Source organism: Novosphingobium sp. (assembly GCF_040079535.1).
Taxonomy (GTDB): Bacteria; Pseudomonadota; Alphaproteobacteria; order Sphingomonadales; family Sphingomonadaceae; genus Novosphingobium.
The window spans coordinates 48,587-64,214 of the sequence record NZ_JBEBKB010000015.1; the positions used below are offsets into that span (position 1 = coordinate 48,587).

21 protein-coding genes are annotated in these 15,628 nt (G+C 60.9%); 11 read left to right on the forward strand and 10 right to left on the reverse strand.

Translation table 11 applies throughout. The annotated features are described in order from the left end of the window. The first annotated feature begins 16 nt into the window (after nucleotides 1-16). Together ABL914_RS07105 and ABL914_RS07110 are read left to right on the forward strand one after the other, a co-directional pair. Entirely contained in the window at nucleotides 17-715 is a 699-nt protein-coding gene (locus ABL914_RS07105) for a dienelactone hydrolase family protein (RefSeq protein ID WP_391562472.1), read from the forward strand. Then, nucleotides 712-1,110 (forward strand): nuclear transport factor 2 family protein, encoded by a 399-nt coding sequence (locus ABL914_RS07110; protein ID WP_391562473.1) that lies wholly within the window; start codon nucleotides 712-714, stop codon nucleotides 1,108-1,110. The genes ABL914_RS07105 and ABL914_RS07110 overlap by 4 nt, the downstream gene beginning before the upstream one ends. Here the strand turns inward: ABL914_RS07110 and ABL914_RS07115 are convergent. The 4 genes from ABL914_RS07115 to hemE all read right to left on the reverse strand — a co-directional run bounded on the left by ABL914_RS07115 (nucleotide 1,095) and on the right by hemE (nucleotide 4,542). Then, nucleotides 1,095-1,640 carry an AAA family ATPase gene (locus tag ABL914_RS07115; protein WP_391562474.1) on the reverse strand — a complete coding sequence of 182 codons (546 nt, stop codon included), beginning with the start codon at nucleotides 1,638-1,640 and terminating at the stop codon, nucleotides 1,095-1,097. The two genes, ABL914_RS07110 and ABL914_RS07115, sit on opposite strands and share 16 nt — an antisense overlap. Nucleotide 1,641: 1 nt before the next feature. Further along, nucleotides 1,642-2,898 carry a transcription termination factor Rho gene (rho, locus tag ABL914_RS07120; protein ID WP_391562475.1) on the reverse strand — a complete coding sequence of 419 codons (1,257 nt, stop codon included), beginning with the start codon at nucleotides 2,896-2,898 and terminating at the stop codon, nucleotides 1,642-1,644. Between the two features lie 140 nt (nucleotides 2,899-3,038). Next, entirely contained in the window at nucleotides 3,039-3,482 is a 444-nt protein-coding gene (locus ABL914_RS07125) for a CopD family protein (RefSeq protein WP_391562476.1), read from the reverse strand. Between the two features lie 34 nt (nucleotides 3,483-3,516). After that, the gene (gene hemE, locus ABL914_RS07130) at nucleotides 3,517-4,542 is read right to left on the reverse strand and encodes a uroporphyrinogen decarboxylase (RefSeq protein ID WP_391562477.1); all 1,026 of its coding nucleotides are present in this window, start codon (nucleotides 4,540-4,542) and stop codon (nucleotides 3,517-3,519) included. 321 nt (nucleotides 4,543-4,863) lie between these two features. Here hemE and ABL914_RS07135 point away from each other — a divergent pair, with 321 nt between their 5' ends. The 9 genes from ABL914_RS07135 to ABL914_RS07175 all read left to right on the forward strand — a co-directional run bounded on the left by ABL914_RS07135 (nucleotide 4,864) and on the right by ABL914_RS07175 (nucleotide 10,838). Continuing rightward, complete coding sequence (locus ABL914_RS07135; protein ID WP_391562478.1) at nucleotides 4,864-5,694, forward strand: pyruvate, water dikinase regulatory protein; 831 nt, start codon at nucleotides 4,864-4,866, stop codon at nucleotides 5,692-5,694. Then, the gene (locus ABL914_RS07140; RefSeq protein ID WP_391562479.1) at nucleotides 5,691-6,278 is read left to right on the forward strand and encodes a Maf family protein; all 588 of its coding nucleotides are present in this window, start codon (nucleotides 5,691-5,693) and stop codon (nucleotides 6,276-6,278) included. The genes ABL914_RS07135 and ABL914_RS07140 overlap by 4 nt, the downstream gene beginning before the upstream one ends. Further along, nucleotides 6,275-7,132 (forward strand): shikimate dehydrogenase, encoded by an 858-nt coding sequence (gene aroE / locus ABL914_RS07145; RefSeq protein WP_391562480.1) that lies wholly within the window; start codon nucleotides 6,275-6,277, stop codon nucleotides 7,130-7,132. The genes ABL914_RS07140 and aroE overlap by 4 nt, the downstream gene beginning before the upstream one ends. Next, nucleotides 7,129-7,728: a dephospho-CoA kinase gene (coaE, locus tag ABL914_RS07150; RefSeq protein WP_391562481.1), complete on the forward strand. Its 600-nt coding sequence runs from the start codon at nucleotides 7,129-7,131 to the stop codon at nucleotides 7,726-7,728. The genes aroE and coaE overlap by 4 nt, the downstream gene beginning before the upstream one ends. A gap of 50 nt (nucleotides 7,729-7,778) precedes the next feature. Next, nucleotides 7,779-8,465 carry a DNA polymerase III subunit epsilon gene (gene dnaQ / locus ABL914_RS07155; protein ID WP_391562482.1) on the forward strand — a complete coding sequence of 229 codons (687 nt, stop codon included), beginning with the start codon at nucleotides 7,779-7,781 and terminating at the stop codon, nucleotides 8,463-8,465. A gap of 34 nt (nucleotides 8,466-8,499) precedes the next feature. Next, nucleotides 8,500-9,066, forward strand: a complete 567-nt coding sequence (hpf, locus tag ABL914_RS07160) for a ribosome hibernation-promoting factor, HPF/YfiA family (protein WP_391562483.1) — start codon at nucleotides 8,500-8,502, stop codon at nucleotides 9,064-9,066. Between the two features lie 124 nt (nucleotides 9,067-9,190). Further along, nucleotides 9,191-9,652 (forward strand): PTS sugar transporter subunit IIA, encoded by a 462-nt coding sequence (locus tag ABL914_RS07165; RefSeq protein ID WP_391562484.1) that lies wholly within the window; start codon nucleotides 9,191-9,193, stop codon nucleotides 9,650-9,652. Between the two features lie 2 nt (nucleotides 9,653-9,654). Then, a complete protein-coding gene (locus ABL914_RS07170; RefSeq protein WP_391562485.1) occupies nucleotides 9,655-9,996 on the forward strand; it encodes a DUF1491 family protein in 342 nt (113 codons plus the stop codon). 194 nt (nucleotides 9,997-10,190) lie between these two features. Then, nucleotides 10,191-10,838, forward strand: coding sequence for a cell wall hydrolase (locus ABL914_RS07175; RefSeq protein ID WP_391562486.1), 648 nt, complete (start codon nucleotides 10,191-10,193; stop codon nucleotides 10,836-10,838). A gap of 184 nt (nucleotides 10,839-11,022) precedes the next feature. Here the strand turns inward: ABL914_RS07175 and xth are convergent, their stop codons facing one another. From xth to ABL914_RS07205, 6 genes are all read right to left on the reverse strand, one after another. Then, complete coding sequence (xth, locus tag ABL914_RS07180; RefSeq protein ID WP_391562487.1) at nucleotides 11,023-11,805, reverse strand: exodeoxyribonuclease III; 783 nt, start codon at nucleotides 11,803-11,805, stop codon at nucleotides 11,023-11,025. Between the two features lie 34 nt (nucleotides 11,806-11,839). Next, entirely contained in the window at nucleotides 11,840-12,172 is a 333-nt protein-coding gene (gene erpA / locus ABL914_RS07185) for an iron-sulfur cluster insertion protein ErpA (protein ID WP_391562488.1), read from the reverse strand. Nucleotides 12,173-12,214: 42 nt separating this feature from the next. Further along, nucleotides 12,215-12,643 carry a CBS domain-containing protein gene (locus ABL914_RS07190; RefSeq protein ID WP_391562489.1) on the reverse strand — a complete coding sequence of 143 codons (429 nt, stop codon included), beginning with the start codon at nucleotides 12,641-12,643 and terminating at the stop codon, nucleotides 12,215-12,217. Nucleotides 12,644-12,723: 80 nt separating this feature from the next. Then, the gene (locus tag ABL914_RS07195; RefSeq protein ID WP_391562490.1) at nucleotides 12,724-13,095 is read right to left on the reverse strand and encodes a ferredoxin; all 372 of its coding nucleotides are present in this window, start codon (nucleotides 13,093-13,095) and stop codon (nucleotides 12,724-12,726) included. Further along, nucleotides 13,092-13,526 carry an acyl-CoA thioesterase gene (locus ABL914_RS07200; protein ID WP_391562491.1) on the reverse strand — a complete coding sequence of 145 codons (435 nt, stop codon included), beginning with the start codon at nucleotides 13,524-13,526 and terminating at the stop codon, nucleotides 13,092-13,094. Before ABL914_RS07200 ends, ABL914_RS07195 begins: the two co-directional genes overlap by 4 nt. Before the next feature lie 5 nt (nucleotides 13,527-13,531). After that, a partial coding sequence (locus tag ABL914_RS07205) for a prolyl oligopeptidase family serine peptidase (RefSeq protein ID WP_391562492.1) occupies nucleotides 13,532-15,628 on the reverse strand: 2,097 nt, incomplete at its 5' end.

Sequence of the window (15,628 nt, forward strand, 5' to 3'; positions counted from 1 at the left end):
CTTTGGAGAATGACCGATGTCTGAAGCAGTCCAGATTGCCTCAATCAAGGACGATGGCGCGATACCCGTCTATGTCGCCCGCCCGGCTGCTGCACCCAAAGGCGCCATCATCGTTATTCCGGAGATCTTCGGGGTAAACCCCGGAATTCGGCAGAAATGTGATAAGTGGGCCGCCAATGGCTATCTGGCGGTTGCACCAGATATCTTCTGGCGGTTTGCCGCCGGGGTTGAACTGGACCCGGATATTGAGGCGCAGCTTAATCAGGCGTTCGGCTATTTCCAGCAGTATGATCCCGCCGACGGGGTTTACGATATCGAATCGACGATCCGCTGGATCCGTCAGGACGCCGGCGCCATCAAAGTCGGCTGCGCGGGATACTGTCTTGGCGGCAGGCTGGCCTATATGGCGGCCGCGCGCACCGATGTGGATGCCTCGGTTGGATATTACGGCGTGATGATCGACACGATGCTGGATGAAGCGCACCGCATCGCCAATCCGCTGATGCTGCACATTGCCTGCGAAGACCAGTTCGTCTCGGCCCAGGCACAGGCGGCGGTCCATGCGGGGCTGGATGGCCATCCCCGTGTTACGCTCTATGACTATCCCGGCATGCCCCACGGTTTCGCCGCCGAAATGGGTGATCGCCGCCACGCTGCCGAAGCCGAACTGGCCGACGCCCGGACGGAAGCGTTCCTGGCGGAGCACCTGGCATGAGCCCGGCCCGGCAAGGTGTCGCCGCCTGGCACACCTATATGCAAAGCGGCGGCGATGCCGATCTGCTGGCGGCGGGGCTGGCCGATGACCCGGTGTTCCATTCGCCGGTGGTGCACAGCCCGCAAGTGGGCAAGGCCAAGGTTATGATGTACCTGCTCAGCGCCGCCAAAGTGCTTGGCAATGACAGCTTTCGCTATGTCCGCGAAGTGGTGGACGCAAACGATGCCTGCCTTGAATTCACCGCTGAGATTGATGGGGTTCACGTTAACGGGATTGATCTGATTCGCTTCGATAACGATGGAAAAATCATTGATTTCAAAGTAATGGTCCGCCCGGTCAAGGCAGTCAACAAGCTGTGGGAAATGATGGCAGCACAGCTTCAGGCCGCAGGATAGACTTTCGCTTTCATGAAGCTCAGCCGGTCTTCCACGCGCACAAGCGGCAAATCGATCAGTTCATAGCCATAGCGCCGCCATGCTGCGGTAACGGCCTGGTCGCTGGCCACGGCCTGGTCCCAGTCTTGAATTCGCTCTGAGTCCTGGGCGTAAATTTCGGCCCAGGCCGGCGCCCGCAGAACCGGGCCGCAATAGCGCCAGGACCGGCAGGCATGATCAATGGCAGCTGGAACCGCCAGGCCTGAAACATCAAGAAAGCCCACCACATCGGGCAGGCCGCGATCAAACACCACCAGACAAGGCTGGCCTGCGTGGCGCTCATGCTCCTTGATGTGCGCCTCGGCCATCGCTTCCGCAAAACCGAGTGGATCCTGGGCCCGCAGGGACATTCCGCCGGGGGTCTTGAGAAGTTCGCGGGCAACCTCGGGAGAGGTCCGGATTCCGGCTGCCGCAGCAGCATCCAGCAACGTGGTCTTGCCCGCCCCCGGCGCGCCGGTAAGAACCGCGTGCCGGGGTGCAGACAGGTCCATCCTATTGATTCATCGTCGCGAAGAAATCTTCGTTGGTCTTGGAATCCTTCATCTTGTCGAGCAGGAATTCCATCGCATCAACCGTGCCCATCTGCATCAGAATCCGGCGCAGCACCCACATCTTGGAAAGCTTGTCCTTCTCAACCAGCAGCTCTTCCTTGCGGGTCCCAGACTTGCCGACATCCAGCGCCGGGAATATCCGCTTGTCAGCCACCTTGCGATCAAGCACGATTTCGCTGTTGCCGGTGCCCTTGAATTCTTCGAAGATAACTTCGTCCATCCGGCTGCCGGTATCGATCAATGCGGTCGCGATGATTGAAAGCGATCCGCCTTCCTCGATATTGCGGGCCGCACCGAAGAAGCGCTTGGGGCGTTGCAATGCGTTGGCATCGACACCGCCGGTCAGGACCTTGCCCGAGCTGGGCACCACGGTGTTGTAGGCGCGGCCAAGGCGGGTGATCGAATCGAGCAGGATCACCACATCGCGCTTGTGTTCAACCAGCCGCTTGGCCTTTTCAATCACCATTTCAGCAACCTGGACGTGGCGCTGGGCCGGTTCGTCAAAGGTAGAGGAGATCACCTCACCCTTTACCGATCGCTGCATATCGGTGACTTCCTCGGGCCGTTCATCAACCAACAGCACCAGCAGGAACACCTCAGGGTGATTGTCGGTGATTGCCTTGGCGATATTTTGCAACAGCACGGTTTTGCCGGTCCGCGGCGGAGCAACGATCAATGCACGCTGGCCCTTGCCCTGGGGGCTGATGATATCAATCACCCGTGCCGACTTGTCCTTGACGGTTGGATCAAGCGTATCAAGGCTAAGCTTCCGATCAGGATAAAGCGGGGTCAGATTGTCAAAATTTACCCGATGGCGAACCGCTTCGGGATCATCAAAGTTCACCGTAACCAGCTTGGTAATGGCAAAATACCGCTCACCATCCTTGGGCGCCCGAATTTCACCTTCAACCGTATCGCCGGTGCGCAGGCCCCATTTGCGGACCTGATTGGGCGAAACATAGATATCGTCGGGACCAGCCAGATAGTTGGCTTCGGGACTGCGCAGAAAACCGAAACCATCGGTCAGCACTTCGATCGTGCCCTGGCCAACAATCTCTTCACCGTCCTCAGCAACTTCCTTGAGGATCGCAAACATCAGATCCTGGCGGCGCAGTGTGCTGGCACCTTCAACGCCCAGCTCTTCGGCCATTTCGACCAGCTCGGCGGAGGTTTTTTTCTTGAGTTCTTTAAGATGCATTTTGACTGTCGTTTCCGTTGAATTCGCATTGGCAATGGCCGGACGATCATGGGGCTTGGAGAAAGCGGATCGCACCGCGCGTGATCGCGCTGGTCATGCCGGTAAGCACGTCAAATAAGCGTCAGACCAAAAAAGGTCAATCAAAACGGCCGCACCACCACCATTATGACGATCAGCGCAGCGGCAATCCCGGGTACTTCATTAAGCAGCCGCAATTGCCTGCCGCTCAGCCGCCGATCACCGCGGGCCAGCGCCTTGTGATAGCCCACCATCCAGATGTGGTATCCGCTCAGGCCCGCAACCAGTGCAAATTTCGCAAGAAACCAACCTTGTGAAAAGGCGCCGGTTGACCAGGCCAGAACCAGGCCAAACACCCAGCTGACAATCAGCGCCGGCCACAGGATTATCCTGATCAGCCGGCCTTCACGATCGATCCACTGCGCGTTTTCAGGCGAATTCGGGGCGGCTTCCTGATGGTACACAAAATAGCGCGGCAGCATGAACAGCCCCGCCATCCAAAAGATCACGAAGACGATGTGGCCGGCCTTGAGCCAGAAGTAAGTCATCGAAAGCACCCAGTTCATCACGCCCTGATATAAACACGCTTGCCAAGGTTCGTCACCCCCGCCAGCCCCGAACCAGAGACAGCAGTTGACCAACATGTTCAACCGGTGTGGTCTGGCCAATCCCGTGGCCAAGATTAAAAACATGCGGCCGATCGGCAAAAGCCTCAAGAACCAGGCCAGCCTGACGGTCCAGCTCCGCTCCACCTGAAATCAACAACAAGGGATCAAGATTTCCCTGCACCGGCATACCTTTGGGCAATTCACGCGCAGCCCAGATCGGATCAATCGTCTCATCCAGGCCCAGCGCATCCACGCGGGTTTCGCGGGCATAGGCGGCAAGTTTTTCGCCGGCACCTTTGGGAAAGCCAATAATCGGCACACCAGGAAAACGCGCACGGATTGCGGTAACAATCGCCGCATTGGGCGCGATCACCCAGCGTTCAAACTCGGCCGGAGCCAGACTGCCAGCCCAGCTGTCAAACAGCTGCACTGCTTCGGCACCAGCATGGATCTGTCCGCCAAGATATTCAATCGTTACACCCACGATGGCATCAATGATCGCCTGGAACGCGCCCGGATCGCGATAGGCATAGGCCCGCGTTTCATGCTGATCGCGGCTGCCTTCACCAGCTACCATATAGGTCGCCACGGTCCATGGGCTGCCGGCAAAACCAAGCAACGTCTTGTCGGCTGGAAGCTGGGCTTTCACCTGCCTTACCGTCTCGTAAATCGGGCTCAGCCGGTCTGGCACCGCAGTCAGGCTGGAAAGCGCAGCATCCACCAGCCGCGGCGAAAGGTGGGGGCCTTCACCGATCAGAAATTCCAGATCCTGTCCCATCGCATATGGCACGATCAGAATATCCGAAAACAGGATCGCGCCATCAAACCCGAACCGGCGGATCGGCTGCAGGGTGATCTCGGCCGCTGCCGCGCTATCATAGACCAGCGGCAGGAACCCGCCCTTCTGGGCCCGCAGCGCGCGGTATTCAGGCAGATACCGCCCGGCTTGCCGCATCAGCCAGACTGGACGCGGTTTGGCGTTGGCACCGCGCAGGGTATCGAGAAGCAAACCGGGCATCGCGCATAGATCCAATCAAATACAAATTAGATTCCTATAAGGATTCTGTTTTAGTTGGCCCTGTGGAAACTGGGGATTGGCCGTCCTTGCCGGATTTCTGCCGCGCTGAACAGACCAAAGGCGGGATCGAATCGTGCAGGCTTCGCGTCAAGCCGATCTTGTTCCCGCTATCCCCAGCCTGTGGGGAACGCTGTCCACCTGTCTACAACGATCAGATCGCGGCGCCGGTAATGGGCATGCATTTCTGTCCCAAACTTGTAAGCCCCTCTCTCCCGTGGTTTATGCCGTAAATCATCCACAGGGGCCCGCTGTCACGCCGTCATGCCGCAATTGCACCTTCACCTCTTGTCAGATTCCACCGGCGAAACGCTGGAAATGCTGGCCAAGGCAGCCCTTGCCCAGTTTGAAGGATCGGACGTGATCCGCCATTTCTGGCCCATGGTTCGCTCGCAGCAGCACCTTGATCGGATCATGGCCGAAATTGCCAGCAACCCCGGGCTGGTTTTCTACACCCTGGTCAATGCCGATACCCGGCTGCGGCTGGAAGAACACTGCCGCTCATTGGCACTGCCGGTTGTTGCGGTGCTCGATGCCGCGGTTGATGCGCTGGAAGCAGCGCTGGGCCAGCACCCCAAAGCCCGCCCCGGCCGCCAGCACGTGATGGACGAGGCATATTTCGCGCGGGTCGATGCGATCCACTACACGATCGCCCATGATGACGGCGTGAATTGGGAGAACTGGGAAGAAGCAGACATCGTCCTGGCCGGCGTATCGCGCAGCTCCAAAACCCCAACCAGCATCTATCTGGCCAACCGTGGTTACAAGGTTGCCAATATTCCGGTTGTGGTGGAAAGCCCGCCGCCCGCGGCGCTGTTCGGGCTCAAACATCCGCTGGTCGTGGGGCTGACAACAGCGCCAGACCGCTTGATCCAGGTTCGCCGCAACCGCTTGCTGTCGCTGGGGCAGGCCCCGGAAACAGCCTATGTTGAGGAGGACCGGGTTGCCAAAGAGGTGCAGTATGCCCGCCGGATGTTTGCCGATAACGGCTGGCCCGTGATCGATGTGACCCGCCGTTCGATTGAAGAAGCGGCTGCTGCGATCATCAATCTTTACAGCGAATTTCGCGGCGGCCACGGGCAGGTTAATCCATGAGCCTGATCCTTGCCTCGCAAAGCGGATCACGAAAGGCCATGCTTGAAGCCGCCGGGGTGCCGTTTGAAGCCGTGCCCGCCGCGATCGATGAACGCGCACTGGAGGCGCAGCTGGGCGGGGCAACCGCAGCGCAGACCGCCCTGGAACTCGCCCGGGCGAAAGCGCTGGCGGTTTCAACCCAGCGCCCTGGCCGGCTTGTGCTGGGCAGCGATTCGCTGGTCAGCGTTGCCGGCCGGCGGTTTGACAAGCCGCAAGGCCGCGAGGATGCAGCCGATCATTTGCGGTTCTTTTCTGGCCAGGTAATGGAACTGTACAGCGCAGCCGCACTGGCGCGCGATGGCGCGGTATTGTGGGATCATGGCGCGCTGGCCCGGCTCAAACTGCGCGAATTGTCTGATCGCTTCATCACCGCCTATCTGGGGCACGAATGGCCCGCGGTAAGCGGCTGCGTTGGTGTATTCAGGATCGAGGCACGCGGGGTCCAACTGTTTGAAAGCATCGAAGGCGATCACTTTACGGTGCTGGGCATGCCGCTGCTGGCGGTGCTGGGCGCACTGCGTGAACATGGTGAGTTGGCGGCATGACCCGGGCCTATGCCGAAGTGATCGGTGATCCGATTGCCCAATCGAAAAGCCCCGCGATTCACAATTTCTGGCTGGCCAAGCTAGGGATCGATGCTGACTACAGGGCATATCACGTGGCACATGAGGATCTGGCCGACTATCTGGCTGGCCGGGCGCAGGATCCCGATTGGCGCGGCTGCAATGTCACCATGCCGCACAAGCAGGCGATCATCCCGCTATTGGGAGCGATCAACCCCGCCGCTGCCGCGATCGGCGCGGTCAATACAGTGGTGCGCGGCAATGATGGCGTGCTGACCGGGCACAATACCGACGCGCCTGGCTTTCTTGAGCCACTGCGCAGTGCGCTGGATCGCCCGCATCTTTATCGCATGGCCCGGATTTTGGGGGCGGGCGGGGCGGCCCGGGCGATTGTTGCGGCGCTTGCTGGCCGGGGATTTCATCTGGTGCTGGCCGCGCGTGATCCGGCCAAGGCGCAGGCGCTGCTCGATGCTCTTGCGCCTGGCAGCGATCACTACGCGGTTGAACTTGCGCATTTTGCGCCCGCCACCGATTTTGCTTTCGATGACCGCGAGGGGCTGTTCGATCTGGTGGTCAATGCCAGCCCGCTTGGCATGGCCGGCCAGCCGCCGCTGGCGTTTGATTTCAGCCATGCCCCGCCGGGATCGGTTATCTATGACATTGTAACCCATCCGCTTGAGACCCCTTTCCTGGCCGAAGCGCGCCGCCGCGGATTTGAAACCGTCGATGGGCTGGCCATGCTGATCGGCCAGGCCGCTGCTGCGTTTGAGCGATTTTTCGGGCAGCCCCCGCCGCGCGATTGTGATGATGAATTGCGGGCAATCCTGATCGCATGACCAAGCCGTTCATCCTTGGCCTGACCGGCTCGATCGGGATGGGCAAAAGCGCGGTTGCGGCAATGTTTCGTGGGTTGGGCGTGCCGGTGTTTGATGCCGATGCCGCCGTGCATGTGCTGCAGGGGCCAGGCGGGGCCTGCACCGCGCCGATTGAGCGGGCTTTTCCCGGCACCACTGGCCCGGCCGGGGTTGATCGGGCAAAGCTGGGCGCAGCGGTTTTCGGCAACCCGCAAGCGTTGCGGGTGCTTGAATCAATCGTCCACCCCGAAGTGGCCGCACTGCGCCGCACGTTCCTGGCTGATAACGCCGATCAGTCGCTGATTGTGTTCGATATCCCGCTGTTGTTCGAAAAAACTGGTCAGCATGGCCTTGACGCGGTGGTGGTGGTTTCGGCTCCGCCTGAAATGCAGCGCGAACGGGTTCTGGCGCGGCCAGGCATGACTGCCCAGAAATTCGAACAAATCCTCGGGTTGCAGGTTCCCGATGCCGAAAAGCGCGCCCGGGCCGATCATGTGATTGATACCGGGGTTAGCCTGGCCGAAACCCGCCACGCGGTGCAGCGCCTGGTGCATGCGATAGCCGGCGCGCAAATTTAACCCGATCCCCTCTTGTAACACGGCTGCAACAGGCAGATATCAATTAGGTAATGCGAGAGATTATCTTCGATACGGAAACCACTGGCCTTGATCCCAAGAGCGGTGACCGGCTGGTCGAAATCGGCTGTATCGAAATGGTCAACCGGGTGACCACCGGCAATACCTTTCATGCCTATTTCAATCCCGATCGCGATATGCCTGCTGCGGCAGAGGCGGTGCACGGGCTTTCGATCGGCTTCCTGTCAGACAAGCCGCGGTTTCATGAACGCGTCGCCGAATTTCTCGAATTCATCGGCGAAGAGGATAATCTGGTCGCCCACAATGCCGGGTTTGACTTTGGTTTCGTCAATTCAGAGCTGGATATGTGCGGGCTGCCCCCACTCAGCCGCGAACGGATGGTTGATACGGTGGCAATGGCCCGGATGCGCCACCCTGGTGCCAAGAACTCGCTCGATGCGCTGTGCACCCGTTATGGGATTGATCGCAGCCACCGGACCAGACACGGCGCGCTGCTCGATGCGGAATTGCTGGCGCAGGTCTATGTCGAACTGACCGGCGGCCGCCAGATCGGGCTTTCGCTTGCCGCTGCGGGCGAGACTGCTGAAATTGTCACGCTTGCCGCGCCCCGGCGCGAACGCCCCTTCCGCCCCGCCCGGCCGCATGCGGCCAGCGAGGAGGAGCTCGCGGCGCATGCCGCATTCCTCGAAACGGTGAAGTCGCCCCTATGGAACGACTGACCCTGTTTCACGATCAAGACAGGAGAAGTACCCCATGGACATTCGTGTATCCGGCCACCAGATCGAAACCGGCGAAGCCTTGCAGCGCCATGTGCAGGACCGGCTGGGTACAATCGTTGGAAAGTACTTTTCGGGCGCCTTATCCAGCACGGTAACATTCAACCGCGCCCCGGCCGGCGCATTCCGCGCCGATGTCATCACCCATGTGATGCACGGGCTGGTGCTGAAAGGCGCGGCCATTGCCCATGATGCCCATGCTGCATTCGATCAGGCCGCTGAAAAAATCGACAAGCAATTGCGCCGTTACAAGCGCCGGCTGACCGATCGCCATGCCGAAAGCGCCCAGGCCGCGGCCGAGGAGGAAGCCGCCTATACCGTTTTTGCCGAACCCGATATCGCGGCTGAGGAAGTGTTCGCCGATGCCCCGGTGGTGATTGCCGAAACCCGCGTTGATGTGCCCGAATCGACAGTTTCCGATGCTGTGATGATGCTCGATCTCAGGAATACCAACGCGCTGCTGTTCAAGAATGCCGGCACTGGAAAACACAATATGGTGTACCGGCGCGGGGATGGATCGATCGGCTGGGTTGAACCTTCCTGAAGGTAAGCGTAAAGGCGCGCCCAATCATGTCAGGCGAGCAAGGGCTGGCGGCGCGGATAGTTTCCCGTGCAGCTCTGCCCCTGGCCACCGCCAGTCGCGCAATTTTTTGGACGAAGTGCCTCTTATGACTGCACTCTTTTCACTCCTGCCTGAATCCGTCGGCACCATCGATGCGGATAGCAAGCAGACCATCCTGGAACAGCTGGCAGAGCGATTCGCCGGGGTTTACGGGCTTGATCCGGTTATCGTGCTGGAACGAATCGAAGAACGTGAAAAGCTGGGAAGCACCGGTTTTGGTCGCGGTGTAGCGATCCCGCACGCCCGGATTGGAGAGCTCAACCGGCCAGTTGCCGCGTTCTTGCGGCTTTCCAGCCCGGTGGCGTTCGATGCCGCCGATGGGATGCCGGTCGATCTGGTCTTTGGCCTGCTTTCGCCAGAGGCGGCTGGTGCGGCGCACCTTCATGCCCTGGCCGCGATCAGCCGGATGATGCGCGATGAAAAGCTGCATGCCGCGCTGGGCGATGCCGCCGATGGCGAAGCGCTGTATGCGCTGCTGGCAGGCGGCATCGATCGGGACGCCGCATAGCGATGGATTCCAGGCTAGCGGCCCACCTGGAAGTGGCCGGGCTGCTCCGCGCGGTGAACCAGGCCGGCGGCTTTGCCTGTGTCCTGCAAAAAGGTGAACACGAAGCCGGAACAATCCTTGTCGTTTGCGCCGAAAAGGGTGCAACACGGCGGGTTTTTGAACGGATGCCGCAGCTGGACGGGCGCCGAAATTGGACCCTTTCCCGCAGCGAAGATACTGAAAATACAAGAAATTTCGACGATTATCTAGAGCGTCGCGGTGCGCAGGATCCGGAGCTGTGGATTATCGAACTGGATATCGCGAATGGTGAACGGTTCATCGGATTGGCCGAATTTCCAGGTTGACTTTGCTGCACTGCACAATCAAAGCGCCCCCACTTTCCAAGTGCGCAGGCGGCGCGCCAGGCAAACAGGCCCGGCACGCAAGCACGCAGACGGGGGGCAGCCGGCAGGGTTTCTTGCGGCTTGGGGCATAAATCTCTGGTTTTGCTTCAATCCGGTCCTGCGCGGGCGCGCCAACCGCCCAAGAATGAAGTTTGATGAGCAAGCAGCTCCGCCGGGCCAGTGTGATCGCAGTGGCCGCAATGATTTCCTCGATTGCCTTCAGCACCAATGGTTTTGGTGCCGACGCACAGAGCAGCGCACCCGCAGCCAGTGCAAACCAACCCTCCCCACAGATGATCTCCCAGCCGGTTGTTCAATCGCTTCCCGTTCCTGCGCCTGCAGTTCTGGTCGAGGCAGACGAAGCCGGGCTGAACGCGCCGCAACTATCAGCCCGGTCCTTGGCCGAACTGGTTGCAGGCCAGCCGCATCCATCAGAGCTTTCGCGTGAATTGCAGTGCCTGGCTGGTGCGGTCTATTTCGAAGCCAAGAGCGAATCGCTGGTCGGCCAGCTGGCCGTTGGCCGGGTGGTTGTGGCCCGCTCGAAATCGGGTCGATTCCCCAATTCGTATTGCGGGGTGGTTTTCCAGCCGTCGCAGTTCTCGTTCGTGCGCGGATCATCCATGCCGGCCATCGCGCGCGGATCGAAGCAGTGGAAAAACGCTGTCGCAATTGCCCAGATCGCGCATGCTGGATCCTGGCGCAGCCCGGTTGAAGGCGCGCTCTATTTTCACGCCAGCTATGTCAGCCCCGGTTGGAAGCTGCGCCGGGTGGGCCGGGTCGAAAACCACGTTTTTTACCGCTAGTCTGGTGCGCCGAACTCTTATCCGGCTCACGCTGGTGCAGCCAGACGTCCGTCTGGCCTAGCAACACCAGCCCGCTCCCCCTCCCGGCCACCCATTCAGGGTACTCTCGTGGGTGGCCGGGAGGGGGAGCGGGCTGGTGTTGCAAGCAATTCGCGGACGCGAATTGCGCACCAATCCAAAAAACTCAACCACGCAAGCTTTCAAACTCAAACCAGACGGGGGCGTGGTCGCTGGCCTTTTCGCGGCCACGATGCTCTTTATCGACGCCCGCTGCTTTCAGGCGATCAGCCATCTCGGGTGATAAAAGCGCGTGATCGATCCGGAAGCCATGGTTTTTGGGCCAGGCCCCGGCCTGATAGTCCCAGAACGTCCAGACCCCGCCTGCCGGGTTTAGCGTGCCGAGCGCATCGGTCCAGCCATCGGCCAGCAGCCGGGCATAGGCATCGCGCGCGCCGGGCTGCATCAGTGCATCAGCCTCCATCGCCCGGGGCGAGAAGACATCGGAGAGCTGCGGGATAACGTTGAAATCACCGGTTATCACCGCCGGTACTTCCTCAACCGCGATCGCCGCCATCCGCAGCCGCAGCCGCTCCATCCAGCGCAATTTGTAATCAAATTTGGGCCCGGGTACCGGATTGCCGTTGGGCAAATAGATGCAGGCCACCCGCACCCCGAACACGTCTGCCTCGAGATAGCGCGAATGCTCGTCCTCAGGCTCACCGGCCAGCCCGCGAGCGACCTCGATCGGCTGGGTGCCATCGGCCAGGATGGCGACCCCGTTGAAGCCCTTCTGGCCGTGCCAGATCGCATGGTAACCGATCTTGAGAAATTCCTCGGCCGGAAACCCTTCGTCCTGGGTCTTGATTTCCTGCAGGCAGGCAACCGAAGGCCGGGTTTCTTCCAGCCATTCCAGCAAACGCGGCAGGCGAGCCTTGATTCCGTTGATGTTGAAGGTGGCGATTTTCATGGGGTGGTGTGGCCAGCGCCAGCCAAAACACTGTTCATACCGAAAAACTGGATCCGCAGCCGCAGCCACTGGCGGCCTGGGGGTTTTCAACCTTGAACGCTGCGCCGCCCAGCGATTCGACGTAGTCCACCACGCTGCCGGCAACCAGATCAAGGCTGATGCTATCGACCACCAGAACCACCCCGCCCTGCTCGATCACCAGATCATCGTCCTGCGGCGCCTCAGCCAGGCCAAATTTGTACTGAAACCCTGAACAGCCGCCGCCTTCGACCGAAAGCCGCAGTATCGCTGGCTTTCCTTGCTTTGCCGCAATCACGGCGACACGGGCTGCGGCCGATGGGCTGAGGATCATTGTCTGGGCGTCCATCACCCTGATGTAAGCGTTGCCGGTCCTGCCTGCAAGCCGGGCTCACGCAGACTGGATATAGCTGCGCATCGCTTCAGCTTCGGATACGATGGCTTCGATCCGGTATTTGACCAGATCACCAATTGAAACGAACCCGCAAACTGCGCCGCGCTCAACCACGGGCAGGTGCCGGATCCGGCGCCGGGTCATCAATCCCAGGGCATCAAGCACGCCGCTTTGCAGATCTACCGTGATGGCCGGCGAGGTCATCACATCGCCCACCGTCTTGTCGAGCATCGCCGGGCCATGCGCAGCCAGCTGATAGACAACATCGCGTTCGGAGAAGATCCCGGCGATTTGCCCATCGGTAAACACCGGGATTGCGCCAATCCGCTTTTCTGCAAGCAGCTTCACCGCATCACCTACACTTGTTGTAGCCTGGCAGCTTACGATGTCAGCGCTGCGCCCCTCGATCAGTCGTGCGATAGTCATCACGCATCTCCTCGTTTGGTCCGGTCCGCAAGAGGATGCCACGAAGGGCGGGCTTTGGCGAGTCAGGGCCGAATATTGGCCTAATCGGGCGGATAGAGCCGGAATTCTTCAACCGGAACGCCGCCCACCAGATGCTCGTCGATGACTCTTTCGAGCACATCGGGGCTGCACGAATGGTACCAGACCCCGTCTGGCCAAACCACCGCGACCGGGCCGGCGGCACAGATCTTGAGGCAATCAGCCTTGGTCCGGGCAATCCCGCCATCGCGATCAAGCCCGCGATCCTTGAGCCGCTTCTTTAGGAATTTCCAGGCAGCCGCGCCGTCGTCACGCGCACAGCATTCGCCCTTTTGGGATTCAGCGCACAGAAAGATGTGGCGGCTGATCTTGTCTCCGCCGGTAAGGGCCAGGGCACTGCGCGCGCGTTCAACCTCAGCGGGATCGCTGCTCATGCCCGCAGCGTCCAGCGGTCCAGCAGCACGGCGCGGTAGTCATCAGGCACCGGCGTTGGCCGATCATCGGCAATCGCCACCAGCACCGAACGGGCGAACGCAACCGGGTTCCCGTTCTGCTCCAGCAGCTGGGCCACGGTCCAGCTTGACCGGCCCACACCTTCGATCCCGCAGTGGACGGTAACCGGATCGGGAAAGTGGCCCTGGGCGAGGTATTCCATCGCTACGCTGGCCACCATCGCCCGGCGTTCGCCAATCCGGATCGCACTGCCGATCGCCAGGTTAAAGCGTACCCGCGCATCCTCCATCATCGCCGCCAGAGCTACATTGTTGAGATGCTGGTTGGGATCGATATCGGCGAAGCGCGTGGTGATCCGGTGCGCAAACGGATAGCGCGCAGGATCCAGCAGCGCGGGTTCGGGACGCGGCATCAGGTCTAACCCCCTGGTTTCAGATGCTTGCCCAACCAGGCAAACACGCTTTGGTGCCATTGCAACGAATCCTTGGGCTTTAGTACCCAGTGATTGGCATCGGGGAACACCAGCAACTCGCTGGGCACACCGCGGCGTTGCAATGCGGTGTAGGCCGCCAGCCCTTGGGTATAGGGGATGCGGAAATCGTTTTCGCCGGTGATCACCAGCATCGGGGTTTTCCACTTGTCCACGTGGTTCACCGGGTTCCACCGCTCGTACTCATCGGGTGCTTCGTAATAGGGTTTGCCGCCGTGCTCCCATTCATCAAACCACAGCTCCTCGGTTTCATAGGCCATCGCGCGGGCATCGAATACACCGTCATGCTGGACCAGGCATTTGAACCGATCGGGCCACATCCCCTCAATCCAGTTCATCATATAGCCGCCATAGCTGGCGCCCAGCGCGCAGGCGTTTTCACCGTCGATTGCGGGATCCCCAGCGATTGCTGCGGCCAGCCCCAGCTTGAGGTCTTCCAGCGGCTTGCCGCCCCAATCGCGGTTGATGCTGTCGGTAAATGCCTGGCCGTATCCGGTTGATCCATGGAAATCGATCGTCACCACGGCATAGCCCTGACTTGCCAAAATCCGCGGATTCCAGCGGAACGACCAGCCCTCGCCAAACGAACCTTGCGGCCCGCCATGAACCACCAGCAGCACCGGCAGCTTGCCGCTGGCGCCGGCCGGCTTGTGGATCTGGCCCCAGACCGTATCGCCGCCGGCACCCTTGAAGCTGAACCGCTGCGAGGTAATGGCATTCAGGCCGCCCAGCTGCGTATCGTTGGCATGGCTTAGCGCGCGGCCTGGCTTGCCCTTTTCGGCCACATAAATCTCGGCCGGATTGGCCGCCGCATCGCGGGTAAAGACGAAGCCGCCGGATTTAAGCGGAGTGACTGCGCTGATGTGGCCTTGGGCCAGGCCTTTGGGGGCCAGATTCAGCCGGGCGATCTTGCCGCTGGCCAGATCGATCCGGAAGGCCGGCGTATCAAGCACATCCTCAGCCGTGACGATCAGCGCCCTGGAATCGGCCGTCCAGGCGATTGAGCTTACCGAACGGTCCCAATTCTGGGTCAGGCTGCGCCGCTCATGGGTTCTCAGGTTCATCAGCTGAACCACCAGCCGGTCGCTTTCATAGCCAGGCCGGGCCATGGCTGCCCAGGCCAGCCATTGGCCATCGGGCGAAGCGGAGGGCAAGGTATCGGTTGCGCGGTTGTCTTTCGAAGCCTTGTGCGGGGCCTTGCCGTCCAGCATCGAATGCCACACGTCGGTATCGGTAGAGAGCGGCTCGGCCCGATCCGCCTGGCGCGCAACGAAGAACGCGCTTTGCGAATCGGCCGCCCAGGATAGTTCCTCACCCCCGCCCATCGGCTTGGTCGGGGTATCGCCAGTCAAGGTGCCGGCCGGCCCATCAAGCGCCGCGCCCGACCCGGTAATCCTGCCTGCCGGATCGAGCCCGAACGCAAAAGCGCGGCTGAAATTGCCCGGCGTCTCCCAGCTATCCCAATGCCGCACAAACCCGGCACCGTCGCGGTAATGCCGCCCGGTTCCGGGGCCGGGGCGGCTGGTATCGCCGCTGTGATCGCAGCCCAGCGTTGGGCAATCGCGCGCCACATCGCCCCAAACCAGCACGCGCTGACCATCGGGAGAAATCGCGAAACCGGCCAGATCGGCCTTGAACGCGCTGGCCTGAACCGGCGCGCTGCCCGGTGTGGCCAGATCCTGCACCCACAGCTGATCGCTGCCCGATTTGTCAGAGATGAAATACAGCCGCTTGCCATCCGGGCTAAAGGCTGGCGCGCTTTCTGCGGCATCGGCAATGTCTGCAATCCGCTGCGGCGCTGCGCCCTTGATCGAAACCTGCCACAGTCCCGTCACGCGTTTGTAACTGACCGGATCGGTATCGGTCTGTTGATAGACCACCCACTGACCATCGGGCGAAACCGCCGGCGCGGCCAGCCGCTTCAGCGTCACCAGATCCTGCGGGGTCATGGTCTGCACCCCGGTCTGGGCCGGAAGCGCAGAAGCTGTCAGGACAAAGGCGATTGCGCCAAGCGCGGTGCGGGT